This window comes from Novosphingobium sp. BL-S-32 (genome assembly GCF_056857055.1).
This window is the reverse complement of sequence record NZ_CM166477.1, coordinates 1,757,682-1,782,912: the sequence shown is the minus strand read 5'-3', so window position 1 is coordinate 1,782,912 and position 25,231 is coordinate 1,757,682. Positions and strand designations below refer to the sequence as shown.

General features: G+C 62.3%; 19 protein-coding genes and 3 pseudogenes. 13 read left to right on the top strand and 9 right to left on the bottom strand.

What is annotated here, in order from left to right; all coding sequences use genetic code 11:
• Positions 1-64 precede the first annotated feature (64 nt).
• Positions 65-1,075, bottom strand: a pseudogene (locus AC1VVK_RS24245) (IS630 family transposase).
• A gap of 568 nt (positions 1,076-1,643) precedes the next feature.
• Between AC1VVK_RS24245 and AC1VVK_RS24240 the strand changes: the two are divergent.
• The 12 genes and pseudogenes from AC1VVK_RS24240 to AC1VVK_RS24185 all read left to right on the top strand — a co-directional run bounded on the left by AC1VVK_RS24240 (position 1,644) and on the right by AC1VVK_RS24185 (position 15,096).
• Positions 1,644-2,372: a hypothetical protein gene (locus AC1VVK_RS24240; RefSeq protein WP_482905713.1), complete on the top strand. Its 729-nt coding sequence runs from the start codon at positions 1,644-1,646 to the stop codon at positions 2,370-2,372.
• Between the two features lie 420 nt (positions 2,373-2,792).
• Positions 2,793-3,679 (top strand): annotated as a pseudogene (locus AC1VVK_RS24235) (integrase core domain-containing protein).
• A 257-nt stretch (positions 3,680-3,936) separates the two neighbouring features.
• On the top strand, positions 3,937-4,272 hold the full coding sequence (locus AC1VVK_RS24230) for an STAS domain-containing protein (RefSeq protein ID WP_482905712.1): 336 nt from the start codon (positions 3,937-3,939) through the stop codon (positions 4,270-4,272).
• Positions 4,269-4,637: a response regulator gene (locus AC1VVK_RS24225; RefSeq protein WP_132390744.1), complete on the top strand. Its 369-nt coding sequence runs from the start codon at positions 4,269-4,271 to the stop codon at positions 4,635-4,637. The genes AC1VVK_RS24230 and AC1VVK_RS24225 overlap by 4 nt, the downstream gene beginning before the upstream one ends.
• Positions 4,634-6,658, top strand: a complete 2,025-nt coding sequence (locus AC1VVK_RS24220; RefSeq protein WP_482905711.1) for a chemotaxis protein CheA — start codon at positions 4,634-4,636, stop codon at positions 6,656-6,658. The genes AC1VVK_RS24225 and AC1VVK_RS24220 overlap by 4 nt, the downstream gene beginning before the upstream one ends.
• Positions 6,659-6,662: 4 nt before the next feature.
• Positions 6,663-7,190: a chemotaxis protein CheW gene (locus AC1VVK_RS24215; protein WP_132390740.1), complete on the top strand. Its 528-nt coding sequence runs from the start codon at positions 6,663-6,665 to the stop codon at positions 7,188-7,190.
• A 12-nt stretch (positions 7,191-7,202) separates the two neighbouring features.
• The gene (locus AC1VVK_RS24210) at positions 7,203-8,888 is read left to right on the top strand and encodes a methyl-accepting chemotaxis protein (protein ID WP_482905710.1); all 1,686 of its coding nucleotides are present in this window, start codon (positions 7,203-7,205) and stop codon (positions 8,886-8,888) included.
• Between the two features lie 56 nt (positions 8,889-8,944).
• Positions 8,945-10,777 (top strand): methyl-accepting chemotaxis protein, encoded by a 1,833-nt coding sequence (locus tag AC1VVK_RS24205; RefSeq protein ID WP_482905709.1) that lies wholly within the window; start codon positions 8,945-8,947, stop codon positions 10,775-10,777.
• Positions 10,774-11,271, top strand: coding sequence for a chemotaxis protein CheW (locus AC1VVK_RS24200; protein WP_482905708.1), 498 nt, complete (start codon positions 10,774-10,776; stop codon positions 11,269-11,271). Before AC1VVK_RS24205 ends, AC1VVK_RS24200 begins: the two co-directional genes overlap by 4 nt.
• Before the next feature lie 126 nt (positions 11,272-11,397).
• On the top strand, positions 11,398-12,210 hold the full coding sequence (locus AC1VVK_RS24195; RefSeq protein WP_482906770.1) for a CheR family methyltransferase: 813 nt from the start codon (positions 11,398-11,400) through the stop codon (positions 12,208-12,210).
• 10 nt (positions 12,211-12,220) lie between these two features.
• A complete protein-coding gene (locus AC1VVK_RS24190; RefSeq protein ID WP_482905707.1) occupies positions 12,221-13,303 on the top strand; it encodes a protein-glutamate methylesterase/protein-glutamine glutaminase in 1,083 nt (360 codons plus the stop codon).
• Positions 13,300-15,096, top strand: a complete 1,797-nt coding sequence (locus AC1VVK_RS24185; RefSeq protein ID WP_482905706.1) for a hypothetical protein — start codon at positions 13,300-13,302, stop codon at positions 15,094-15,096. Before AC1VVK_RS24190 ends, AC1VVK_RS24185 begins: the two co-directional genes overlap by 4 nt.
• Before the next feature lie 128 nt (positions 15,097-15,224).
• Here the strand turns inward: AC1VVK_RS24185 and AC1VVK_RS24180 are convergent, their stop codons facing one another.
• The gene (locus AC1VVK_RS24180) at positions 15,225-16,790 is read right to left on the bottom strand and encodes an EAL domain-containing protein (protein WP_482905705.1); all 1,566 of its coding nucleotides are present in this window, start codon (positions 16,788-16,790) and stop codon (positions 15,225-15,227) included.
• Between the two features lie 363 nt (positions 16,791-17,153).
• Between AC1VVK_RS24180 and AC1VVK_RS24175 the strand changes: the two genes are divergently transcribed.
• Entirely contained in the window at positions 17,154-17,675 is a 522-nt protein-coding gene (locus AC1VVK_RS24175; RefSeq protein WP_482905704.1) for a hypothetical protein, read from the top strand.
• Positions 17,676-17,871: 196 nt separating this feature from the next.
• On the opposite strand, the gene AC1VVK_RS24170 is transcribed toward AC1VVK_RS24175, so the two are convergent.
• The 7 genes and pseudogenes from AC1VVK_RS24170 to AC1VVK_RS24140 all read right to left on the bottom strand — a co-directional run bounded on the left by AC1VVK_RS24170 (position 17,872) and on the right by AC1VVK_RS24140 (position 25,170).
• Entirely contained in the window at positions 17,872-18,147 is a 276-nt protein-coding gene (locus AC1VVK_RS24170) for an HU family DNA-binding protein (RefSeq protein WP_132390726.1), read from the bottom strand.
• Between the two features lie 225 nt (positions 18,148-18,372).
• Positions 18,373-18,630 (bottom strand): hypothetical protein, encoded by a 258-nt coding sequence (locus tag AC1VVK_RS24165; protein ID WP_482905703.1) that lies wholly within the window; start codon positions 18,628-18,630, stop codon positions 18,373-18,375.
• Between the two features lie 227 nt (positions 18,631-18,857).
• A complete protein-coding gene (locus AC1VVK_RS24160) occupies positions 18,858-19,172 on the bottom strand; it encodes a hypothetical protein (RefSeq protein WP_132390722.1) in 315 nt (104 codons plus the stop codon).
• Between the two features lie 271 nt (positions 19,173-19,443).
• Positions 19,444-20,951, bottom strand: a pseudogene (locus AC1VVK_RS24155) (tryptophan halogenase family protein).
• 76 nt (positions 20,952-21,027) lie between these two features.
• Positions 21,028-22,332 (bottom strand): cation:proton antiporter, encoded by a 1,305-nt coding sequence (locus tag AC1VVK_RS24150; RefSeq protein WP_482905702.1) that lies wholly within the window; start codon positions 22,330-22,332, stop codon positions 21,028-21,030.
• A gap of 739 nt (positions 22,333-23,071) precedes the next feature.
• On the bottom strand, positions 23,072-23,482 hold the full coding sequence (locus tag AC1VVK_RS24145; protein WP_482905701.1) for an SPASM domain-containing protein: 411 nt from the start codon (positions 23,480-23,482) through the stop codon (positions 23,072-23,074).
• 257 nt (positions 23,483-23,739) lie between these two features.
• On the bottom strand, positions 23,740-25,170 hold the full coding sequence (locus tag AC1VVK_RS24140) for a carbohydrate porin (RefSeq protein ID WP_482905700.1): 1,431 nt from the start codon (positions 25,168-25,170) through the stop codon (positions 23,740-23,742).
• Positions 25,171-25,231: the final 61 nt, after the last annotated feature.

Below are 25,231 nucleotides of genomic sequence, written 5' to 3'. Positions count from 1 at the left end.
CCTCCCCTTAGCGGGGAGGCGGAATCCCCGGATGGCAGCAATGAGACCCATTGCAAGGAAGGGGTCAGGGCCGCCCTATCCCGCAAATAGCCTTACATAGGCGTTCGACCTTTTCGCGGATCGCCTCGCTTGTGGCTGTCCAGACAAATCATTTCGCGTTGGCATTGTATGCCTGAACGAAGGCGTTGATTTTATCGACGACGTTCTTGGCGCTGACGAAAGAAGCGCGACGGATCAGGCGTTGGGTGAGGAGCGCAAACCAGCGCTCGACCTGGTTGAGCCAAGACGCATAAGTCGGCGTGTAATGGACATGGAAGCGCGGTCGCGCGGCAAGCCAGGCGCGGACTTTGGGATGCTTGTGCGCGGCATAGTTGTCGACCACCAGATGAGCGTCGAGGTCAGACGGGACATTCGCCTCGATGTGCTTGAGGAAACCCAGGAATTCCTGGTGCCGGTGACGGGCGCGACACTGAGTGAGAACCTGGCCATTCGCGATATCGAGGGCGGCGAACAAGGTCGTCGTGCCATGCCGGACATAGTCGTGCGTGACGCCTTCGAGATATCCAAGACCGAGCAGTAACACGGGCTGCGTGCGTTCCAGCGCCTGGAATTGCGTTTTCTCATCAACGCACAGGACACTCCCTGGTCCGGCGGATTGAGGTTGAGGCCGACGATATCCTTGACCTTGTCGACGAACCGCGGATCGGTCGAGAGCTTGAAGCTCTTCGAGCGATGCGGCTGAACGCCGAAGAGCGCCAACATGCGCCCGACTGTGGTCTTGGACAGGCTCGTGGCCACCGCGGCGGAGCGAACTGTCCAATGCGTACCGTTTGCAGGCTTGCTCTCGAGAACCGCGCGCGGCAACTGCGCTACCCTCTCTTCGTTATGGGTTCGTGGTTCCAAGCCGGCGCGCAATGGCAGTGTTTGTCTCGTCATCGGCTGAGGTCAGAACGATCTGCGCACGACGAACCACACTGTGCGGAGCGGAATGGGAACGGCTGATCCGCCCCAACTCTTGGCGCTCGCCATCACTAAGGAAAAGCACCCGTTCCTGCGGCCGACCGACACCCGCCATATTCGTTCTCGCTGAAGACAACGAATATTCCACCTGTTGCGACTTTTTGTAACAATATTTGCAGAACAGAACAATAATGCCCTCCGGTCGACCAAGATGTTCGCTTCTTCCAGGAGAAGAAAGTCAGGAATCTGCTTTCGACGACTTTCTCATGCGGATCCTTGATAGCGCCAGTTTGGCATCCTCAGTCAACCGCGGAGTTCTGCCGCGGGAGCGGCAAGAAAAATGTCGGTGCCTTCGAGGAGAAAGTAAAGTGAAGTAGGCGACGTATCTGCCCGGAAAGCAGGCTACGGGATTTCCCTGATCCAGACAGCAGAGTGATCCTGATATACATTTTTCCTTCGGAGTTGTATTGTTGCCGAGTCGGCGTTTAGGGCGAACTCATCGTGCGCGCGCTACTACTTGTTCACGAGCATGCGGGAAATGTTCGGCTCCGCCCCTGGGAGAGCCGCGCTCCCGTTCTTGCCAATAACCTTGGTACTTCTTCTCTCAAAGTCGTTGGTGCATATTCATCGCCCCCCTCCGGCCGCGCTGACTATCGCCTGATGGTCTCGAGCAGGAGCCGATCATGAAGACAACAATGTCGGATGGGACTGGCATACTCCGCTACCAGCAAGGCCATTGGCCCGCAGTTTCCTTCTTCATGGCCGAACCAAGTTCAGGAATTCTACGATGCTTGGCCATTGGGCTGATCTATTCGGCATGTGCGCTCGTGGCCTGGCGGTCCCCTGTCCAGGCGCAGACACTTGGGAATGCCTATTGGCCGGTCGCAGTAAGCGACATTCCAGAGCTTGATATCGCTTTGCGCTCGGCAATCGGGGACACAGGCACGATCAGCGCCGGCATTGATTTTCAAACGGACCTCGTGCTCGACAACGACAAAGTGCTGTCTGTTATCCCAGCCGGAGACATTGGCAAGATGATCGTTGGCAACAACTTTCACAAGCTCGATCGCGGTAATTCAATCCCGGTTACCGGCATTGCCGGAGACGGTTCTGGGCAGGGATCGACACGTCGAAATCGGCTTATTTCCCTCTGGCCTACGATTAGTCCCTTTGACGCTTTCAGAGTAGCTCCTCGTTCAGGGCACACCGATGACAAGGATTGGCGCTCGTTCACGACAGACACCCATCGCGACCCACCAGCCAATACAAATCCGGGTAAAGTTGAGCGCACCGATTCAGGCTCGATTTACCGCTATGTCGACTATCAGTTGCGCAAGGACGAAAAGGATTGGGATGATCGGATCCGGTACAAGCTGCGAGGTCCAAAAGTGGTGATGGTCGCGTCGTTCTGATGAAACGTCTCGACACGCAACGCGCAGCCCAACGCGCTTGAGGTGCGCTGTTTTGTCCTTCGATAGAGCTGGAGATGCACGAACTGAAATTCTCGGCCTGCATGACATTGCCGACTCGGGCATCGGCTCCCGAGATAACAAAAGTACATATTTATAATAATATTAAATTATGCTCATTGTGAAATTGTACTTGCAAGTTTAATCTTCCATCTACGGACGCATCACAAAAACGCTATCTGGATTTATCCGAATCAGGTGGCCGTCCCACACCATACCCGCGCCTTATGCTCGATCGAGAACTGTCGGCGTACACCAGCATTGGGACAGACCCAGTTCGTCGACTGAGATACGGTTAATTGATCTGCCCCCTTCTGAGTGGCCCATCGACTGTCATAGTCTGGACCACGAAGGAGAAATGGAATGGCGCGGAAGCACAAGCCCGAGGAGGTCATCGGCAAGCTGCATGAGGCGGAGATCGTGCTGGCGCATGGCGGGACAGTGGCGGTGCTTGCCGCCGGATCAGCGTTACCGAACAGAGCTACTACCGTTGGCGCAAGGAGTATGGTGGTCTGAAAATGGACCAGGCCCGGCGGATGCAGGAACTCGAGCAGGAGAATGCCCGGCTGCGTCCGGCCGTATCGGACCTTACGCTGGACAAGCTGATTCTGCAGGAGGCTGCGCGGGGGCGCGAGGGGCTCAAGGTGCCGCAGAAGCAGTCGAAGCGCTCACGGCTTTGGCTGAACGATGGATCGTGCATCCGGCTGCGGCCGGAGTATCCGGGGCGCGTGTGGTCCTACGACTTTGTCGTGGGCCGCACGCATGATGGCCGCAAGTTTCGCATTCTGTCGATCATCGACGAGGCCGGCTGGGAATGCCTAGCCCTGCCGGTGGCGCGGCGGCTCAGAAGCGAGGATGTGCTGGCGGCGCTGGCCGAGCTGTTTGTCACGCGCGGCCCACCGGCGCACATACGGTCCTGAATTTATCGCCAATGCCGCGCAACAGTGGCTGGCGAAGATCGGCGTGAAGACGCTCTACATCACCCCCGGCAGCCTATGGGAGAATCGCTAATGCGAATCCTTCAACGGCTCGATGCGTGATGAGCCCTTGAATGGGGAGATCTTCTGCTCGTTGGCCGAGGCAAAGATCCTGATCGACGCCTGGCGACCGCACCACAACACCGTCAGACCGCAAAGCTCGGTGCGGTATCGCCGCCGGCCCCGGAGACGGCGACGCCGCCATGGGTGCCCTCCGGTTCCACTACGCTGCACCTACGGCCACCCATGGCGCCGCATGCGATCTTACACTAACAAACAACGCGGACCACTCAGTGGGGCCGACCACAGGGGTGCTCTGCATCAACGCTTCGGCCTCGCAGGCACAGGCTGGCTCGCGGATGAAAGCAACGCCATTGTGCAAGGTTGGCGGCGACTGACCATGCAATCGTTGCGCACATGTTGCCCGTCCGCAGGCTTATGCGAAAAAAAATCCGAACTCCAAAGTCCGTATGCGCGCGGTTTCCTCTAGAATTTAGGAGGCTGCCCCCCGCGCCGACACGGTCGCACTCATGGGCGAAATCCGCGAGGACCCTATGCGCCAGGTCGTAACAGTTTCGAATACAGTAACGGTGCGATCTGCACATCTATTCTCGGAAAATCTGCTCGACTTGTTCTCCGCTGAGCAAGATGTCGATCTGGACTTGTCGGAACTTGTCGAAGTCGATCTTGCGTTTGTGGAGATTGTCTATTCCGCGCGGGAACAATGGGCGCGCGCGGGTCGCGACTTGCGCCTGGCGCAGCCTGCCGACGGGGCCGTTGCCGCACTGCTCGACCGCGCGGGCTTCCTGACGAACCTCACCCCCCGGGACCTTGAATTCTGGTTCCATGGAGAACTGCCGCAATGACTGCCTCTATCCTTACCGTCGACGATTCCCCCAGCCTGCGCATGGCGATCCGCATCGCACTGACCGGCGCGGGCTACGACGTCACCGAGGCAGGCGACGGCGTGGAGGGTCTTGCCGCAGCGGCTGCCAAGCGGTTCGATCTGATCATCACCGATCTCAACATGCCCAATATGGACGGGCTGACTATGATCCGTGAACTGCGACAAGCGCCCGAACAGGCCGGTGTGCCGATCATCTTCCTTACCACCGAAAGCGACGATGCCATGAAGCAGCAGGCCAAGGCGGCCGGCGCCACCGGCTGGCTGGTGAAGCCCTTCGTGCCCGAACAGCTGATCAAGGTTTCGCGCAAGGTGCTGGGCCGTTGAGCACGCAAGACCCGGTCGCGGCGTTCCGCGTCGAGGCGGGCGAACTGCTGGACCAGATCGAGCACGGGCTGCTCGATCTGGGGCATCGGCTGGATGACCGCGCGCTGATCGATGAAGTGTTCCGGGGGCTGCACACGCTCAAGGGTTCCGGCGCGATGTTCGGTTTCGACGCGCTGGCCGAATTCACGCACCACTGCGAGACCGCGTTCGACCGCGTGCGCAAGGGGCTGGCGCCGGCGACACAGGAACTGGTGGCAGTGATCCTTTCCGCTCGCGACCACATGCGCGCGCTGCTCGAGGGGGACGGTACCGGGCTGGAAGCCACGGGTGCGGCGATCCTGGAGCAGCTTCAGGCTGCGATTGACGGCGGTGCGGGCGAGGCCTCCGGCTCTGCCGCGTCTCCCGTACCGACTTCCCCAGCAGGACAAGCCGTGCGCGGCGGCTGGCGCTTGTTCTTCCGCCTTCCCGCCGATGCCATGGCCAACGGCACCAACCCGTTGATGCTGCTGGACGAACTGCGCGAACTGGGTGACTGCCGGATCGTCGCGCGAACCGACACGGTTCCGCCGTTGGTCGATCTGGTGCCGACCGAATGCCACATCGGCTGGGACGTCGAACTGCGCGGCGATATCTCTCGCGACGATATCGATGATGTCTTCATCTTCGTGATGGACGACATGGAACTGACTATCGAGCCACTTGGCGATGCGATTGCGCAGGGTCCCGCCGAGACTATTGAGGAAGTTCCGGTCGCAGAGGTTCCTGCCACCGTGCAGGACGTTTCCGTCAATCGCGTCCCTGCCAATGCAGGTGCCAAGACGAACGCGACGCCCGGTGAAAGCGTGCGCGTTCCCGCCGAGCGGCTCGACGAGCTGATGGACCGCGTTGGCGAACTCGTGATCGTGCAGAGCCGCCTGTCGCAGCTTGCCAGCGGCCATGGTTCGGCCGTGGGCAGCGAACTGGCGCTGCGCTCGATCTCCGAGGAAATCGAACGTCTTGCTGGCGAATTGCGCGATACCATGATGGTGCTGCGCATGGTGCCGGTGGCCAGCCTGTTCAGCCGCTTCCGCCGCCTGGTCCATGACCTTGCGCGCGAGACCGGCAAGACCATCGAGCTTTCGACCGAGGGCGAGACCACCGAAGTCGACAAGACCATGATCGAGCGTCTGGCCGATCCGATGGTCCATCTGATCCGCAACGCCTGCGACCACGGGCTGGAAACGCCCGAGGATCGCCTTGCCACCGGCAAGGCGGCCGCCGGGCAAGTCCATCTTTCCGCGCATCAGGCGGGCGGCGAGGTGCTGATCACCATCCGCGACGATGGCCGCGGGATCGACCGCGCCCGCGTGCGGGCCAAGGCGGAATCGCAAGGGTTGATCCAGCCCGGCCAACAGGTTTCCGATCACGACCTGCTCCAGATGATCTTCCATCCGGGCTTCTCCACGGCGGCGCAAGTCACCAACCTGTCGGGTCGCGGCGTCGGCATGGACGTGGTCAAGCGCACGATCGAAAGCCTGCGCGGCGCCATCGACATCACTTCGGTACCGGGTGAGGGCTCTACCGTCGTGCTGCGCATCCCGCTGACTCTGGCTATCATCGACGGTCTGCTCGTGCGCGTGGGTGAGGGGCGCTATGTGATCCCGCTGGGCGCGGTGGAGGAATGCCTCGAACTCAGCCTTGAGGAAGACCTGCGCTCACGTGGACGCAGCTTCATCACGCTGCGCGACCGGCTGGTGCCGTTCCTGCGCCTGCGCGAGATTTTCGACACCGGCACGCGGCCTGATCCGCACCAGAAGATCGTCGTCATCGCTACCGGCAGCGAGCGCGTGGGTCTGGTGGTGGACCAGATCATCGGCAGCCACCAGACGGTCATCAAGTCGATGTCCCCGTTGCACCGTGACGTGGCGACGTTCGCCGGCGCGACGATCCTGGGCGATGGCGGCGTCGCCCTGATCCTCGATGTCGCCCAGCTCGTCATGCTTGGTCAGAACCAGGAGGAGCGGCTTCGCGCCGCCGGATAAGCCCATGAGCGACCTGATCCCCGAAAAGACGGCGACCCAGTGGGACGCCGCCGGCAATCTCGAAGTGCTGACCTTCAATCTGGGCGAGGAGACTTTCGCGCTGGAAGCCACGCTGGTCCGCGAAATCCTGGACCTCCTGCCCGAAACCCGCGTGCCCGGCGCGGCGCCGCTGCTGGGCAGCGTGGTCAACTTTCGCGGCAAGATCATTCCGATTGCAGACTTGCGGCTGGCCTTCGCCATGCCTGCGGCCGAAGCGACCGTGGACAGCCGTATCGTCGTGATCGAGACGGAAGCTGAAGGCGAGACGGTCCAGATCGGCATCCGCACCGACAAGGTGCACGAAGTGGCGACCTTGCAACGCGCCGCCAGCGAGGAACCGCCCGCCGTCGGCATGCGCTGGCGCCGCGATTTCGTTCGCGAACTGGTTCGCCGGCAGGACGGCGTGGTCGTCCTGCCCGATCTGGCCGCGATCTTCCATTCTCTGGTTGGCAGCGCGGATTCCGCCGCCGCCCAGCCATCCACACTTCACTGAGCCGGGGGCAACATGCGCGCGACCATCAAGCTGAAGCTGGGGGGCACTTTCGTGCTTCTCCTGATCATCATGACCGCAACGATCCTGGTCGGGATTTCCCGCCTTACGATCCTGAACGACGCCATCGGAGATCTCGTCACCGGCCCTGCCAAGCAATTGGACCGCGCCCGCAGCATCGACGGCGGTGTCAGCATGATGGTGCGCGCGGAAAAGAATCTCACGCTGACCGACGATCCTGCCACGCGTCGCGATCTCGACGCGGAGATCGAGACATGGCGCAATAAGGTTGAGCAGACTGTCGAGCAGGGCAATGCCGGCGCATCGGCTGAAACGCGTGCGGCGTGGTCGCAACTGCGCGACCAGTGGAACGCGTTCAAGCCGGCGAACGCGCAAGTCGCGGCGCTCAGCAGGACCGACCATTCCGCCGCCGTGGCGCTGACCATGGGTGAATCGCGCGACCGTGCCCACGCCGTGACCGCGAAGGTCGAGGAGTTGGTGCAGGTCGAACAGCAGACCATGGCCAAGGCGGACGACGATACCGAAGTCACCTACAATTCGGCGCGCACGCTGATGATCGCCATGGGCGTGACGGCGTTCCTGATCACCGTCGCGGCCGCGGCCTATCTGGCACTGTTGATTTCGCGCGGGTTGAAGACCGCCGGCGATGCGATGAGCCGGGTTGCCGATGGCGATCTGACGCGCACGGTGGAAATTCGCTCCGATGACGAGATCGGCGACCTGCTGGGCCATGTGAACACGATGATCGAGCGCTTGCGCGGTGTCGTGGGCGATGCCGGCGTTGCGGCCGAGAACGTGTCCAGCGGTAGCCAGGAGCTTTCGGCCAATTCCGAACAGGTCTCGCAAGGCGCGACCGAACAGGCGGCTGCAGCCGAGCAGGCCTCCGCCTCGATGGAAGAGATGGCCGCCAACATCAAGCAGAACGCCGACAATGCTGCGCAGACCGAAAAGATCGCGCGCCAGTCCTCCAAGGACGCGGAATCGAGCGGCGTCGCCGTGAACCGGGCAGTCGGCGCGATGCGCACGATTGCCGAGAAGATCGGTATCGTCCAGGAAATCGCCCGCCAGACCGACCTGCTTGCTCTCAACGCGGCAGTGGAAGCTGCGCGTGCCGGGGAACATGGGCGCGGTTTCGCGGTCGTCGCCTCCGAAGTGCGCAAGCTGGCGGAACGCAGCCAGCAGGCATCCGCCGAAATCAGCGCGGTTTCCGGCGAGACGGTGCAGGCCGCCGCCGAAGCGGGCGAGATGCTGTCGAAACTGGTGCCGGACATTCGCCGCACCGCCGAACTGGTCTCCGAAATCAGCGTCGCCTGCCGCGAACAGGACATCGGCGCATCGCAGATCAACGAGGCGATCCAGCAGCTCGATCAGGTGACCCAGCAGAACGCCGGCGCCTCCGAGCAGATTTCGACGACGTCCGAAGAACTCGCCGCGCAGGCGGAGGAGCTTCAAGCCTCCATCGCCTACTTCCGCGTCAGCGATGCCCCGGTCCGCCGCAAGGTGCCGCCGATGGCGGTCCGCCCGGCGACGACTCCGGCGCGCAAGGCCGCGCAGCCGGTACGTTCCACACGTTCCCTTACCGTTTCCGACCAGCAGGCCCGTGCCCGTGGTTTCGCGCTCGATCTCTCTACCGGCGGTCCGGATAGCGAGGACGAGGCCTTCAGCACCCACGCTGCCTGATCCGAACGGTTCCCGTCTTTCACCCCAAATCTGGGTTTCCAAGGCTACATTTCCCCATGCGTGCAACCATCAAAATGAAGCTGGGCGTCACGTTCGGCATAATCCTGCTTCTGCTGGCCGTGCTTGTCGGCGTCAGCCTCAGCCGTCTCAGCACTCTGAACACGGCGATTACCGATCTGATTTCCGGCCCCGCCGCGCGTCTCGACCGTGCGCAGAAGGTGCAGGTCGTGTTCGGCACGCTGTCGCGCAATGAGCGCAGCATGACGATGACGAACGACCCATCCCAGCTGAAGGAATTCGACGACAAGGTTTCGCGCGCGATCGTCGAGTTCGATCGTCTGGTGGAAGAGGGTGAGGCAGCGTCGACGCCCGATACGCGTCAGACCTGGCTGGACATGCGGACCGCGCTCGACAACTTCAAGCCGATGGATACGCGCATCCGCGAACTGGCGCGCGCGAACCAGAACGACGAAGCCGCACGCCTGGCGCTTGGCCCGGCACGCGCCGTGCTGGACCGCGTCAACAAGCAGGCCGATGCCCTTGTCGATCGCGCCCGTGACGACATGAAGCAGGTCGATACGGATACCGACGCGCTCTACGCCTCGGCCCGCTATACGCTGCTGACCGTGGCCGCCATCGCCATCCTCGGCGCATTGGCCGGCGGTGTCTGGATCTCGCTGATCGTCTCGCGCGGTCTGGGCCGTGTCAGCACCGTGATCAACGCGGTCGCCATCGGCGATCTCGATCAGGACGTCGAAGTCACCTCGAACGACGAGATCAAGGATCTGGTCGATACCGTGAACAAGATGACCGCCAACTTGCGCGTCAGCGCCGGTCTGGCCGACAAGATCGCCGACGGCGACCTGACCGTGACGCACAAGCCGCTGTCCGATGAGGACAAGCTAGGCCATGCGCTGGTTCGCATGATCGAGCGGCTGCGCGGGGTTGTCGGCGATGCTACCGTGGCCGCCAACAACGTGGCCAGCGGCAGTCAGGAACTGTCCTCGACTTCCGAACAGGTCTCGCAAGGCGCCACCGAGCAGGCGGCTGCGGCCGAGCAGGCATCGGCGTCGATGGAAGAGATGTCGGCCAACATCAAGCAGAACGCCGAGAACGCGGCGCAGACCGAGAAGATCGCCCGCCAGTCGGCACAGGATGCCGAAGCCAGCGGCATCGCGGTCGACCGCGCTGTGGGTGCGATGCGCACGATTGCCGAGAAGATCGGCATCGTGCAGGAAATCGCCCGCCAGACCGATCTGCTGGCGCTGAACGCGGCGGTCGAGGCGGCCCGTGCGGGCGAGCATGGTCGCGGCTTTGCGGTCGTCGCGTCCGAAGTGCGCAAGCTGGCCGAACGCAGCCAGGGTGCCGCTGCGGAAATCAGCGCGGTTTCGTCCAATACCGTCGATGCCGCCACCGAAGCGGGCGAGATGCTGTCGCGCCTCGTGCCCGACATTCGCCGCACCGCCGAACTGATCTCCGAAATCAGCGCCGCCTGCCGCGAACAGGACATCGGTGCCGGCCAGATCAATCAGGCGATCCAGCAGCTTGACCAGGTGACCCAGCAGAACGCCGGCGCGTCCGAGGAAATCTCGGCCACTTCGGAAGAACTCGCCGCACAGGCCGAAGAACTTCAGGCGAGCATGGCCTACTTCCAGGTGGACGACGCCGGCAAGTCTGGCCGCTCGGCCAGCAACGCGCGCTCCGCTCCGGCCCAGCGCAAGCCGGCACCGGCGAAGGTGGCGGCAAAGGCTCCGGTCAGGGCCCCGATCAAGAGTGCTGCCAAGCGTCCGGCCACCAACGGCCATGCCCGTCCGAACGGCTTCGCGCTCGATCTCACCATGGGTGGCGCGGACGACCACGACGACGCCTTCGGGATGCAGAACGCATGACGAGCGCGCAGGAAATCCAGGCCGTAACTTTCGGGCTTGGGGCAGAGATCTTCGCGGTGCCGGTGACACTGGTCCGCGAGATCCTGGACTATCGGGAAACCTTCCGCATTCCGGGCGGCCCGGATTACCTGCTTGGCCTGACGGACATGCGCGGGGAGGGCGTCACCACGATCGACTTCCGCCTGCGGCTTGGCCTGCCAGCGGCGGAGCCGACCCCGGCGACCCGCATTCTGGTGGTCGATATCCCGCTGGAGGACCGCGTGCTGGTGCTGGGACTGGTGGTCGACTGCGTGATCGAGGTCACCAGCTTCCGCGCCGACCAGATGAGCGCGGCGCCCGATGTGGGCGTGCGCTGGCCGTCCGACTATATCGGCGGCGTGGTGAAGCGCGAGGAAGGCTTCACGGTGCTGGTGGACATGGCGCGCATCTTCACGACCGAGGATGTTGCCCAGTTCTCTGCCCCCATGGCGATCCCGGCCGCGCAGCCCGCCTGATTTCCCCTGCGAAATGGGCGCCCGTGCGCGGGCGCCCACCCTTCTTCTATTCCGAAAGCCGCCACGATGTCCGCAGCCGCCCTTGCCACACGCAGTTCGTCCGCCGTGCAGCCGCTTGGCGATCACATGAGCAAGCGCAACTTTGCGCGGCTGGCGGCTTACATCTACGAAGAGTCGGGCATCAAGATGCCCGAAAGCAAGAAGACCATGCTGGAAGGCCGCTTGCGTCGGCGCCAGCGGGCAACCGGTTCGACAACGCTCGATGCCTATTGCGACCTGCTGTTCACGCCCGAGAATTTGCCCTCCGAAGGGCTGGCGCTGATCAACGCGGTGACCACCAACAAGACCGATTTCTTTCGCGAGCCCGGCCATTTCGATTACCTGAGCAATGTGATCCTGCCCGAGATGGCGGCGCGCAGCGTGCGCGGCATCCGCGCGTGGAGCGCGGCCTGTTCGACCGGTCCTGAACCCTACACGCTGGCCATGGTGCTGGACGATCATGCCGAAACCAGCGGCGGCCCGAGCTATGGCATTCTGGCTACCGATCTCGACACCGATGTGCTGGATACCGCGCGCGCAGGCATCTACCCTGCGGAACTGGTAGACCCGGTTCCGCCCGCCCTTCAGCGCAAATACGTGATGTTTTCGCGTGATCCGAAGCGGCGCGACGTGCGCATGGTGCCTGCGCTGCGCAGTGCGATCGGTTTTGCCCGGCTCAACCTGATGGACGATCACTATCCGGTGGGTGAGCCGATGCACCTGATCTTCTGCCGCAACGTGCTGATCTATTTCGACAAGCCCACGCAGCGCAAAGTCGTGGCGCAACTGGTCGATTGCCTGAAGCCGGGGGGCCATCTGTTCCTGGGCCATTCGGAATCGATCACCGGGCATGACCTGCCGCTGACGCAGGTGGCCAACACCGTGTTCCGGAAGGGCTGAGGCGATGCTGATGGGCAAAAAGATCCGCGTCCTCGTCATCGACGATTCCGCCAGCGTCCGCCAGGCGATGACCGCGATCCTCCAGGAAGATCCGGAGATCGAGGTGATCGGCGCCGCCCCCGATCCGTTCAGCGCCGCGCGCCGGATTCAGGAGGAAGTGCCCGACGTCATCACGCTGGACGTGGAAATGCCGCGCATGGACGGCATCACCTTCCTGCGCAAGCTGATGTCGCAGTGCCCGGTGCCCGTGGTAATGTGCTCGTCGCTGACCGAAGAAGGCTCCGAAACGCTGCTTCAGGCGATGGAAGCGGGCGCGGTGGATGTGATCCTGAAGCCCCGCATCGGCGTGGCCGATCATCTGGCCGAGCACAATCTCCAGATCCGCGACGTTGTGAAGGGCGCCTCCCGCGCGCGCGTTCGCGGCCGCCCGCCGGTGCGTGAGAGCAGGCCGGAAGGTCCGCCGAAAAAACTGACCGCCGATGCCGTGCTGCCCCCGCCCAGCGGCCGCGCGATGAGCCGCACGACCGAGATGGTGGTCTGCCTTGGCGCCTCCACCGGCGGGACGGAAGCACTGCGCGAAGTGCTGGAGGCACTCCCCGCCAACGCACCGGGCGTCGTCGTCGTCCAGCACATGCCGGAGAATTTCACCCGCGCCTTTGCCAAGCGGCTCAACGGTCTGTGCGAAGTGGACGTGAAGGAAGCGGCGGACGGCGATCCGGTGCTGCGCGGCCATGTGCTGATCGCGCCGGGGGGCAAGCATCTGATGCTGGAACGGCAAGGTGCGCGCTATTGCGTGGCGGTGAAGGACGGCCCGCTGGTTTCGCGTCATCGCCCCTCGGTGGATGTGCTGTTCCGCTCCGCCGCGCGTTCCGCGGGATCGAACGCGGTTGGCGTGATCATGACCGGCATGGGTGACGACGGCGCACGCGGGCTGCTGGAAATGAAGCAGGCCGGCGCGCGAACCTTTGCGCAGGACGAGGCGACGTCGATCGTGTTCGGCATGCCCAAGGAAGCGATTGCGCGCGGGGCAGCGGATCGGGTGATCCCGCTCGGCTCCATTGCCCGTGAAGTGCTGACAGCCACTGCTCGATGACCACCATCTGTTTTCCCGAGCCCGTCTCGGACGATCCGGCAACGTCCGGTCTGGAGGATGCATTGTTTCTCGCCACCATCTCCGAGGATTCCCTTGAGGCCGCGCCTGCGCGTATGGAGCTTCGCGACGCGCTCGCCACTGTGGCTAGCGGGCTGGATGCGCGCTTCGTTGCCGCCGGAACGGCGCTTGCCCGCGCCTATGAGATCGTCGAAGCCCTGATCGGCGCACTGGAGAGCGTCACCAACGCCTTCGAGCGCGATGCGGCAGAGGCGGCGGTAGACAACATGCGCGGCACCGCGGACCGGTTGATGCGCCTGCCCGTGATCCAGTCTTCGCGGCGCAAGGCGCTGGTCTCGATCGAGCAGGCAAGTGCCGCGCTGTCGGGGCAGATCGATCAGGTCAACCGTACGCTGAGCTTCCTGCGTATCTGCGGCCTCAACATCAAGGTTGCGGCCGCAGGTTCCGGCGATTTCTCCGGCTTTGCGGACATGATGTTCGCCAAGATCGACCTTGGCGAAGAGGAGATGGCAAGCATCTCGCGCGAGATCGGCTGGCTGGCCGAGGCCGTGCCGGGCATGTTCGAGGTTGAGGATCAGCTTGCGGCCGAATGTGCGCTGGTGGTTCCGCAGGTACCGTGCAAGCTGGCGGACGATGCGCTTGCCTTGCAGGATCATCAGGTGGACCTTGCCGAACGCGCGGTGCAGATATCCGATGTCGCGCGGCGCATCCGCAGCCAGGTCGGAACCGCGCTGGGCGCGCTGCAAGTGGGCGACATTACCCGGCAGCGATTGGAGCATGTGGCCGATGGTTTGCTTGACCTCGACACGTTTCTGGAATCGCCGTCGGACCTGGCGCCGGATATTCTGGAGATCATTGCCGGCCACGCAACGGCGCTGCTGGCGGCGCAGGCGGCGGACACGCTGGACATTTTCCGGAACGAGGCGCGCCTGCTGACAAGCAGCCTGCGCGGCATCGGCCCGAACGCGGCGGCACTGCTGGAACTGCGCGTAAGTGAGAACGCGGACGAGCCGGACGGCGAGGGTGTGTTCCTGCAGATGCTGGAAACCAGCGTTGTCGAAGTGGCCAGCGTGACCGAACGGCTGCGGGAGGCGGATGCGCGCTCGAACCGGCTCAGCAACGTGGCCTCCACCACGGCGCGCAACCTCGCGAAGCGACTGGCGACGGTCCATCGCATCACCAGCGATGTGCAGCAGATGGCGTGGAACACCGATCTGCGCTGCTATCGCATGGGTACGGAGGGGCGCGGACTGGCAGTGGTGGCCGCCGAGATTCGCGGATTTGCCGCCACCCTGGCGACGATCGCCTCGGCCATCGCGCAATCGTTCGACGGGCTGACTGCTGCCGCCGCGACGATTGGCGGCACCGAAGAGGACGAGCCGGTGGACGCCGGGCAGGCACTGAAGGAGTCGCTGGATTGCATCCGTGACGGTGGCCAGCGCATGCGTCGCGGGCTGTCCGAACTGGACCATGGCGCGTCGGCGGTGGCGGAAATCCTTCAGGAAACGACCGCCAGGATCGATTGCGAGGCCGAAGTCGGCGATCCCTTGCTGGAAATTGCCGATCGCCTGGCGTTGCTCGGCCAGGAATGTGCCGATGTGCCCGAAGAGGCCGTGGCCCCGCTCGGCGACCTGCTGGGCACGATCGCCGCGCGCTATACGATGGCCCGCGAACGCGAAGTGCATCGCGCCTTCGTGCCCAACGCCGGCGAGGAGGCCGCGCCGGCGGTCGACCTGTTCGACGATGATGACGATTTCGACGACGGCCTGTTCTGACCGGTGCCCAGGCTGACCTGCATCGGTACCGTGCGGTGGGCCCGGCCGCGGGCGTTTGACAGGGGGGCCGGTATCGTTGCGGCTTGCCCTCTTCCAATTGCTGACCTGAAGCAGGGGCATTCACCCGATCAGTTCGGTCCGTCATTCAAATGATGGCAGTACTCGATGAAGTTCTCGGCCGACAGTGCGGGTGAGTAGAGCCATCCTTGCGCAAATTCTACACCGGCCGAGCGTAGGTATGCTTCTTGTGAAGGCGACTCGACACCTTCGGCGACTATGGTGAGATTGAGGCTGTGCGCCATATCGATCAGGTGCGGCGTGACGACGCTGGTCGCGGCGCCCCGGCCTATCGTATCGACGAATGATTTGTCGATCTTGATCGTGTCGACCGGGAGCGCTTCGAGCAATGACAGCCCCGAATAGCCGGTACCAAAATCGTCGATCGAAACCGCATGCCCTGCCGCTCGGGCGCGCTCGATAGTGGCGCACGCCAGTTCGGGCTTGATGAAGCCACGCTCCGTCGCCTCGAGCCAGATGTGGCTTGCCGGTATACCCCACCGCTGCAACGCCGCATGCAGGTTGGGCAGGAAACGCCCGCTTTCCATATCATTCGCGCTAATGTTGATGGCTACATGTACATCGAGCCCAGCGCCGAGCATCCCTGCGAGATCCTCTGCCACGCATTCTATCATCAGGTCGGTAATCGCTTCGATCAGGCGCGTTCTTTCCGCGAGAGGGATCAGCAGTTCGGGTGGCATGCGGTCGGGACCGGGGCGCCTCCAACGCACCAGCGCTTCGGCGCCAACGCATCGTCCACTCTGCAACTCTATGAGGGGTTGATAGTGGGCAATCAGCTTGCGGTGCCGAATTGCGAAATCCAGTTCATTCTCAGGCGAAAGCCGCTGGCGGGAGACCCAGGCAATGGTCCCGATGAGAATTGCCGACACAATCAGTCCGGTCGGCACAAGCAGCAACCACTCCCGGCGCAGGCGTCGCTCAAACTCTCCGCGGTCGGAGACGGCAAAGGCCATCAAGCCTGCCCCGCTCGTTGATACGAACATATTGCGATCGTCCATACCGGACCCGGTATGGTGCGCCATCGCAGATATAAGGCTGTTATCCACGTGGCCTGAAATAGCGATCGGCCGGCCATCGAGAGTGGCAACCCCCAGCGCCATTTCACCATCGCGAAGTACGTCGACCAGGCGCTGAGGATTGATCAACACTCTATGATCGCCAAGAACCAGCCCGATCACGGGGTGACCTTGGCTGACCAGAGGATTGACCTGTAGCTGCAGGGCAAAACCGCCAGGAAGCGGATGTTCCGGTGCTTGTTCGGGAACCGAGTGAGACACCGTCCCCCAGCTCGTGCAGGTAAGTTTTCCATCGTTGAAATAGCCAACCTGGTCGATAAATCGATTATCGAAGGCAAGTTGCCGCATGCGGGCGATGTGCGCCGGTGAACAGCCAACCCAACCTTCCTGCTCCAGCTGCTTCAACGTAGCTTGGGCGTTGCTCAGCGTGAGGGTCGCGCGCTCAAGGGTCCAGCCAGCGTATTGCGCCAGATGTGCGCGCTCGGCTTTGTGCGCGCGCTCTCGGGAGAGCAGCGAAACACAGATCAGAGGCAAAATAGCCGCGCTCAACGCAAGAAGCGTTGCAGCATACAATATAGAGCGACGACGCCTAGCAATCATCCTAGGCTCCTCAAATTGACCGCCAAAGTTACGGTTACGCCGCGAATTTATATTCCAAATCGAGAGCAATTCCATTTTGTAATTAGGCAGCCGGCACGGTTTTTGGAGGGTGCCTGACTGCGTAATCCAGTGTGGATTTTCCGGGCCGGATGCCTCAAGCAGCTAGGCAGCCTTTCGTCCGGGGAGATAAAGAATTCAACGCCGTAGCTCCCGACGATCTGAAATCAGTTCAAGCACGGCATCATGACCTCGGCAGGGACTGGCGCCCCATCCATCCTCGATTTTGACAGCCCGATTGCGGCAAGTTGCCGAGCCTCAGGCCGGCAAGCGCCGCTAGAACACATCGTCAGGGAGCACATTTCCATGCGTAAGATCATTTCGGCAGTCGCCGTCAGCTTGGCGCTTTGCGTGACGACCACGGCGCAGGCGGCCGATCCGGCAAGCTGCATTACCAAGCCGGAAATGGACGGGATCATCACCTACTTTCTGCCCAAGGTGCTCGACCAGGTCGCGCAGAAGTGCAGTTCCGTTTTGCCTGCCGACAGCTACATTCGCACCTCACTGCCCAGCCTGGCGACGCAGTTTGAGAACCGTAAGATTGCGGCGTGGCCCATGGCGAAATCAGCGTTTCTCAAACTGGGTCAATCGGAAGGCAAGGAGATCGCCGGCGTGTCGGATGACGTGTTGCGCCCATTGATCGACGAGGCGTTATCCGCCCGAATGTCCATTCCGATCAAGCCTTCGACCTGCGGCGACGTGAACGACATCATGGAAGCACTGTCACCACTTTCACCCGAGCAAACAGTGCATCTTGCCTCTGCGATCATCACGGTGGCGACCCGCGATGGGAAGGCAATCCTTCCTTGCCCAAGGCGCGCGGACTAATCCGAACGTCGAACTAGGGGCAATCGAACCGCAACCCGGGCCTATCGTGGCTGCAAACCTCCGGGGCCCCTGGGATAGCGCGCGTTGTAGTAAGGTATTTTCCGCCACAAGATCTCGTGGCGCAGATGTCGGCGGCCCATGAAGAGGACGGCACGGCGCTGGTGGCGGCGTGCCGTCCCATTTTCAAAGTGCTGGCTTAGCCGTTCAACTTGTCCTTGACGGCCTTAGCTGGGGCGAACGTCAGCTTCTTCGAGGCTGCGATCTGGATGGTCTCGCCGGTCGAAGGGTTGCGGCCTTCGCGAGCCGGAGAGTCCTTTACTTTGAACTTTCCAAAGCCGTTCAGCGAAATTTCGTCGCCCGCAGCCGCCGCTTCGGCGATCGCTACGAAGACCGCATCCACGGCCTTCTTGGCATCAGCCTTCGTGACGCCAGTTTCAGCAGCCAGCTTTTCGGCGAGGTCGGAATTGTTCATTGTCGTATTCTCCTGCAGTTATGACTGAATTCTGCTGAGAGGATTATAGCCGACGACGCAGGTCAGCAATGTCATCCCGCCAACGCCTGTGCACAGTTCACCCGGGCCCCTCGGATTTCATCCAGCCCCCTGTCCGGTTACCCCGGTCGGCAAGCCGGGCGGGGCATGCATGGTCAGCATCTCTGACTGGTCGGCCGGCGTCGCGATCCACGGCGGGCCTGCGCCCTATGACGGAGTGTTCGGCCCACGGCTCAACATCGTCGCGATCTCGCTTTCTGCATCCGTCGCGTCACTGATGAGCAGGCGCAATGCCTTCGCAGTGTCTTCCAAGAGACCGGCGCCAATAGGCCGCTCGCCATTTATGAAACGTCGGATAGCCCGCTCATCTATGTTGAGGCGCCGCGAGAAAGCAGTGGTGCCTCCAAAGAGTTGGACGCAATAGGCAAAATGCTCGCGTTGCTCGTCGCTTGAAGAAATCGTCATTCTCTCTGCCTGTTGGTTGGTTTTCGTAGTTATAAGTTATCTTGCGAATGACGTAAAACGGGGCGTGTCGGAGGGGGCGCAGCCGTTCAACCACGCATATAACTGCCTTCAGGCTTCGGGATACCCGTTCTTCGGTGGCATTCCAGTTATCTCGAAATCAGCTCGCTACCCCTTGGTTTTGACAGAACGCAAGCCGCCCTCATCTGACCCGCTGCGGCAGCCATTGCCTAGTTGCCGTCAGCATCGACCGTGAAAACCATGGGCTTGCCCCGAGAATCGGGTTCCCACCCAGCCAGCAACGCTGCCCGGATTCCCCGAGAGACAATCGCGTCGCCGATCTGAAGGCGCCCTCGTTGCATTCCTTTTAGCAAGCGCTTCGGCGGGGGAAACTCCAGCAAGGCGCCGCGCTGGGTGTGTTTGCGGAGCAATGCAACTGTCATGCCTCTCCAGCCATCGAAGTCACTCCACTGCGGCTCGCTCCGGAGCTCCCATTCATATTGAAGTCCATCGACCTCGACGATACCGGCTAGCTTGTTGGTCATGGCAACACGCCTAGCAGGTCTCTGCTCGCAAACCACCCGTCGATCCTCAAAGTGGACAGATGGGCGGGACCGCTGCTTTTGGGCGCGGAAGGGCGCTCTACAACGGCGTATCCGATATCCTTCAGGAGGTGCTGGGGAAAGCGGCTGATACTTTCGTGATCTTTCAGGACGTGGAACTGGAGGACTGGGCGGGGCGAAGTGGCCTCTCCGTCCCCGCCTATGCGCCACTCCTGCCAGCCCTGATTGATCAGGGCTGGTTCGGGTCCGATCGTCAGAACGCCTCGGCCCGACAATAGGACCTGATGAAGTCTGGATGGGTCGGCATATTTGCGGCGATTTTGGAAATTTCAGATCGCATCCGAACCAGATGGCCTCGCAGCTCCGCGTCCGGCATCATCTCGGCAAGTCGATGATAGCCAAGGGGGCGAGGCGCTGGCCGAGCAGGACTGACGTCCAGCTGTCGACGCGGAAAAGCTCGTCCTGCAGCTTGAAGGCGCGCGCATCTTCGCGCCACAGGTCCAGCCGTTCCTTCAGGGAATCGGGAATTTCCATGGTCCGGCAACGGCGCCAGAAGGCGGAATCGTCCCGCTCGGTGACGTGATAGTGCAGAATGATGAAATCGCGGATGGATTCGAATTCCAGGCGCGATTTCTCGTTGAAATGGTCAATCAGCGCTTCGTTACAGCCGTTGAACGGGAAGTCCTGGATCAGCCGGGTGACGGCCGCCATCATTAGGTGGATGCTGGTCGATTCCAGGGGCTCGATGAAGCCGCCCGCAAGGCCCAGGCCCACGCAATTGCGGAACCAGCTCTTCACGCGCATGCCGGTCTTGAAGCGCAGGAGCCAGGGCTCGATCGTCGGCTCGCCGTCGATCTCGGCCAACAGCTTTGCCCGTGCCTCGTCATCCGACATGAACTCGTTGCAGAAGACGATGCCGTTGCCCTCACGGTGCTGTAGCGGAATCTTCCAGCGCCAGCCCGCCTCGTGCGCGTAAGCGCCGGTATAGGGCTGGGGCGGGTTGGACGATCGCGACTGGACGGCGACGGCGCTGTTCGTGGTGATCCAGCGCCCCCAATCCTCGAATTCGATGCCCAGGGCCTGCCCCAACAAAAGCGAACGGAAACCGGTGCAATCGACGAAAAGGTCGCCTTCGATCCGCTCTCCCGATTCCAGCGTCAGCGCATCGATGAAGCCGCTTTCGGGATGGAGATCGACATTGCGGATCTTGCCTTCGATCCGTTTCACGCCGGCCGGCTCGGCAATGCCGCGCAGGAAGCGGGCGTAGCGCGTGGCATCGACATGATAGGCATAGCCCATGTTCGGTGCGGCGTTCACCGACATGCGGTTGGCCTCTCCGGCTACCCATTCCAGGCAATATTCGCCCAGTTCGCCGCCAAACCCCCGCGATTTTGCATGCAGCCAGAAGTGGTGGAATTCCGCCATCCAGGAAACGCGCGTGCCGATCGTGCCGAAGGGGTGGATGTAGCGATCGCCAACCCGGCCCCAATTCCTGAACTCGATCCCCAGTTTGAAGGTCGCCTGCGCGGCGGCCATGAACTGGTCCTCCTTGATCCCCATCAGGTCATGGAAGCTCTTGAAAGTCGGCACGGTGGATTCGCCGACACCGACGGTCGAGATCTCTTCCGATTCGATCAGGGTCACATCGATCAGCCGCCCCAGATGACGCGCCAGCGCCGTGGCGGTTACCCAGCCAGCGGTGCCGCCTCCTGCGACCACGACGCGTTTCACCACACGGTCCGACGAAGGATCCTGCTGCATTTCCACTTCCCATGATGGCGGCGTCGAGGCCGCATTGTACGATATTCGAACGACTGTGTCCGGCTGCGCGGACGGTTCAGATGGCCGGGACGGTCGGACGTTCCGCCGCTTCGTCCGCATCCTCGTTCAGCGAGCCCAATGCGCCGCTGGCCCGGGCGCGTCGGCCATAGACGAGTTCGAACAGGGGGGAGGCCATCAGTGTCGTCACCAGTGCCATGACGACGAGCATCGAGAACAGCGCCGGGCCGATGATGCCCTTCTGCAGCCCGATGTTGATGATGATCAGTTCCATCAATCCGCGCGCGTTCATCAACGCGCCAACGGCCAGCGCGGTCGGATTGTCCTGCCCGGTCAGCCAGGCCGCAGCCCAGCAGGCCGCGCCCTTGGCAAGGATGGAGCCGATCAGGATAACCAGCGCGATGCCGACGAGTGCGATGCTGTTTACCAGCGTCAGCTGCGTGTTGAGGCCGGAGAAGGTGAAGAACATCGGCACCAGCAGCGCCAGCGTGAAGGGTTCCAGCTGGCTTTTGAGTTCACGGCTGAGCAGCCCGCGCGGCATCGCCACGCCCAGCAAGAAGCCGCCGAACACCGAATGGAGACCGGCCGTATCCATGGCCCAGGCGCTGAGCATGAACAGCGCCACGATGGTCGCCAGCAGTGGCGGCACAATGCGTCCCTCGCGCTCGGCCCAGCGTGCCAGCGGCGCCAGCAGGCGGGGGGCGGCGGTGAGCATGAACAGCGCGAACAGTCCCCCGCCCGCCACGGCCTTGATCGCCACGGCCGGGCCGCCGCCGAAACTGGCAAGGACGATCGCCAGCACTGTCCAGGCGCCCACGTCGTCGATCGCGCCGGCTGATAGTGACAGCGACCCGAGCGGCGTGCGCGCGAGCCCGCGCTCCTGAATGATGCGGGCAAGGACGGGGAAGGCAGTGATCGAGATGGCCGCGCCCATGAACAGCGTCGCCTGGTACGTGCTGACCTGTGGTCCGAACAGGTTCAGGCCGAACAGCCAGGGGGTCATCGCCACGGCAACCAGGAAAGGTGCTGCCATGCCGGACAGGGACACGGCAAAGGCGCTGCGGGCGTTCACACGGAAATGATCGGTCCTGAAGCCAAGGCCAACGAGAAACATGTAAAGCCCCACGCCCAGTTGGGCGCCGACGTAGAGGACGGATTTCGTTTCCTTGGGAAACAGGAAATGCTGGATGTCCGGGGAAAGCAGCCCGAGCAGCGATGGGCCGAGCAGAATGCCGGCGATCATTTCCCCGATGACCTGCGGCTGATCGAAGAAGCGCTTCATGGCCCAGCCGGTCGCGCGGCATGCGGCGATGATCACGAACATCTGCAAGAAGAACGCGACGCTCAGTTCCGCGGGACTCATGCATCTCTCTCCAATAGCCCAGTTGCCGCACTTGGGTCGCGCGGTCATTCAGGCGAGGGAAGTGAGCCGGGCTTGCCTCTTCGCGCAAGCAGTTTTCCCTGGCGGCAGTGTCCTTGGGAACCGATTTTCAAAGGTGAGGCGCGGTTTGTTGCCGATGTGCCACAAGTGGCGGAAATTGGTCATTGATTGCGATGTCATACCGCTCCGGAAACACATCCGCACCATGCCCATCCGAATAATGACGTGATCAGCCTCCCGCATGGTGAAGAATGGTCGATGCTCGCGTCACGCCGGGCTTCCAAAGCATGCACGCCACTGTCGACAGATGATGCCCCGTGCTGCAGAAGCGGCACGTCCATTCGGGCCGCCTCGTCGCAGTGGTCTACATCAATGAGGATTTTCGAAAAATTCCATCGAGCCCGCAGCCCCAGCGCTATGGCAATAAGCTTCACAAAACCGGCAGACGACACCAACAGCGCAGGCTGCACCAATCTATCAGGGCAAAGCGCAAGCTTCTGGTATAGCTCAGGCAGCGCCGCTCGCCGGACGCTTCCGCTCGAACCGCTTTTGCATCAGCCGAAAGGAAGCCTGTCTCCAACAAAGTGAGGCCAGAATCTGACCTCAAATCTCCCAAAAAGCTCGCGCTAGAAACGAGATCACGCCCATCGGCTCAAATCCCGTCGCGGAAATGCCCGACAGGGCGTTGCGGCCCTGACATCTGCTTGCTGGCACAATGCCGCTAGGTTCCACCAAGACAGATCTGGCAGCCACGACTTGTGGCGATGCCGTTAGAAAGCTGGGCAAACATTCGTAGCGCCTGCTGGCTTGTCAGCGCGTCGTGCAGATTGTCGAAGTTCGATAGAGAGCCAAAAGTCGCGGTGCTGTTGAGATCGAGACAGCAGATGCCGAGCCGCCCCGTGGCAAAAATCGCCAGCGAAGGAACCTTGGTAAAGCCCCAACTCCGCCTGGTCGCCAGCTTGCGATCGACAGCCCAGCGCGGATCGTATTCGAGCAGCAGATTGGCATAAGTGCCAACCGGGCGTGCCGAAATGAAGGCACTCTGCCTTCCGCCGTTCACATCCACCCAACTCAGGATCGGCATATGGCCGTGATCGCCAGCCATGTTCCCGATCAGGCAGTCGACTGCCATAACGCCGGCGCTCGTGAAACTCCGCAAGCCCGGTGAAATAGCGCGCAATGTGCGACAAGGGCGGCGTCCGGCCTTGATTTAAAATAGCCCCAAAACTCGGCGACAATCGCCCCTTCAAAGTAATTGTAGAACTATCCCTTGGTCACGCCGGCCGCTGCGGTGATCTCCTGCATGCCCGTGGCGTTGAAGACCGGAGTGCTGACGAGGACTTGCCCTCACTGTATTGCGGTCTCGCGAATGTACGGATCCAGCTCCAATCATTTGCCGAAAAACTGGGCGAGTTTGAGGTCGACGCGAACGCCCAGAACGACCGCGTTGGGTATGTCGGTCTTGCGGCTCGTCGCGTAGATGGGGTCCGGATTGATGGCGTATTGCACATTCGGCATGATCCGCAGACCGGGGAGTGCGGCAAAGCCATAATTGAGTTCGGCAATGATCTCGTTCGATCCCGGGGATCCGCTACCTCCGGCCTTGGCCCGCAGGTCGCGCAAGTACGCAATCTGCTGGGCGCTGAAATGGGTGTCGGAGACAATGAAGCCGATGGTGTCGTCGTCGCGCCCTTTAAAGGTGCCGGTCTTCACCAGCCCCGCCGAGGCAAACCAGTCAAGCTGCTGGGTGTTACCCGCATTCACGAAGAGGCGGCCGAATGCCGCAAGACTGCGCTTGCTCTTTCCCGGTGCGCGCGAAATCGTCTGGTCGACCATCGCGTAGATCCCGAGCCGATTGCCGCCCAGCGCGGCCCGGGCAAGGCCGCTCTGCGCTGCGCTGGCGTCATGGATGTCGTAATAGGGGCTCTGGCCGCCGTCGGTGTTGAGGTAAAAGCCCACTTTGTAGAGTCCGGGCAACCGGCTGCTGGCAGGATCGCTTTCATAGCCGACTTCGCCAGCGATGAGCGCGCCGGTCCCCTTGCCCAGCGAAAGGTCTACCCCGCCTTTTCCTTTGAGATTGAGATCGTTGTTGTAGTCGAATACGCCGAGCTGCACGTACGCCCGCTTGCTGAGTGAATATTGCGCCTTCGCTGCCCAGGACGAGTTCGGGAATGCGGTGATGCCGATATCGCTAATGCCGCCGTACGCGGTGAGGCAGGCGGTATTGCTCATGAATACGCAGTTGAGCGGCGAGTTGTTGAAATAGCTGTTCACGGCGGCGCGCCCGACCATCAGATTGAGACGCCCGAAATCGTGCTCGATGTTGAACTGGGTCAAGCGCGGACCGGGCACCGGACGCCAGGTCTGCTGAAAGCTGATAGAGTTGCCGATATAATCCCGACCGAGGCTGTCTCCGCTGAACCAGGCGCCCTGGACGTGAAGGCGCGTGTCGGACCAGCCGAGCACCTTTTCAAGATCGACGTTGGCCGCAGCGCTGACCCAGTGAGATTCGGCAAAGCCCTTGCGATTGCCACCGATCGGGTTGCCGGCAATATTGCCGACGACATCGAGTGAGAGGTCCACCCCATCCTTCTTGAGGGAGCGGAGCTTTTTGCCGATCACATTCTCGTGCTGGAAACGGGCGAAACCGGAAAGCGGAGTGGCCGTCGGCGCGGCGCCGGCCGACTGGTCGCCGGCAGCAGCCGGCGCGGCCGCAGTTTCTTCGACCGGTGCAGCAGGCACTTCTTGCTCTTGCGCGAAGGCTGCTGCGGGCAGGACCTGCGAGGCCATGAGCACGGCCAGGACGCGGGTTACGGACATGAATCTCTCCTCTTCCGGCCGCGCCGTGGCGCGACCGGGCTAGTGTCTTCGGGGATTGGGG

Excerpts from the sequence above, each read along its gene's own strand:
- AC1VVK_RS24240 (WP_482905713.1), top strand. The coding sequence starts at position 1,644 with ATGAAGACAACAATGTCGGATGGGACTGGCATACTCCGCTACCAGCAA.
- AC1VVK_RS24185 (WP_482905706.1), top strand. The coding sequence starts at position 13,300 with ATGACCACCATCTGTTTTCCCGAGCCCGTCTCGGACGATCCGGCAACG.
- AC1VVK_RS24150 (WP_482905702.1), bottom strand. The coding sequence starts at position 22,332 with ATGAGTCCCGCGGAACTGAGCGTCGCGTTCTTCTTGCAGATGTTCGTG.
- AC1VVK_RS24200 (WP_482905708.1), top strand. The coding sequence starts at position 10,774 with ATGACGAGCGCGCAGGAAATCCAGGCCGTAACTTTCGGGCTTGGGGCA.
- AC1VVK_RS24190 (WP_482905707.1), top strand. The coding sequence starts at position 12,221 with ATGGGCAAAAAGATCCGCGTCCTCGTCATCGACGATTCCGCCAGCGTC.
- AC1VVK_RS24145 (WP_482905701.1), bottom strand. The coding sequence starts at position 23,482 with ATGGCAGTCGACTGCCTGATCGGGAACATGGCTGGCGATCACGGCCAT.
- AC1VVK_RS24225 (WP_132390744.1), top strand. The coding sequence starts at position 4,269 with ATGACTGCCTCTATCCTTACCGTCGACGATTCCCCCAGCCTGCGCATG.
- AC1VVK_RS24230 (WP_482905712.1), top strand. The coding sequence starts at position 3,937 with ATGGGCGAAATCCGCGAGGACCCTATGCGCCAGGTCGTAACAGTTTCG.
- AC1VVK_RS24170 (WP_132390726.1), bottom strand. The coding sequence starts at position 18,147 with ATGAACAATTCCGACCTCGCCGAAAAGCTGGCTGCTGAAACTGGCGTC.
- AC1VVK_RS24175 (WP_482905704.1), top strand. The coding sequence starts at position 17,154 with ATGCGTAAGATCATTTCGGCAGTCGCCGTCAGCTTGGCGCTTTGCGTG.
- AC1VVK_RS24215 (WP_132390740.1), top strand. The coding sequence starts at position 6,663 with ATGAGCGACCTGATCCCCGAAAAGACGGCGACCCAGTGGGACGCCGCC.
- AC1VVK_RS24205 (WP_482905709.1), top strand. The coding sequence starts at position 8,945 with ATGCGTGCAACCATCAAAATGAAGCTGGGCGTCACGTTCGGCATAATC.
- AC1VVK_RS24210 (WP_482905710.1), top strand. The coding sequence starts at position 7,203 with ATGCGCGCGACCATCAAGCTGAAGCTGGGGGGCACTTTCGTGCTTCTC.
- AC1VVK_RS24165 (WP_482905703.1), bottom strand. The coding sequence starts at position 18,630 with ATGACGATTTCTTCAAGCGACGAGCAACGCGAGCATTTTGCCTATTGC.
- AC1VVK_RS24180 (WP_482905705.1), bottom strand. The coding sequence starts at position 16,790 with ATGATTGCTAGGCGTCGTCGCTCTATATTGTATGCTGCAACGCTTCTT.
- AC1VVK_RS24160 (WP_132390722.1), bottom strand. The coding sequence starts at position 19,172 with ATGACCAACAAGCTAGCCGGTATCGTCGAGGTCGATGGACTTCAATAT.
- AC1VVK_RS24140 (WP_482905700.1), bottom strand. The coding sequence starts at position 25,170 with ATGTCCGTAACCCGCGTCCTGGCCGTGCTCATGGCCTCGCAGGTCCTG.
- AC1VVK_RS24195 (WP_482906770.1), top strand. The coding sequence starts at position 11,398 with ATGAGCAAGCGCAACTTTGCGCGGCTGGCGGCTTACATCTACGAAGAG.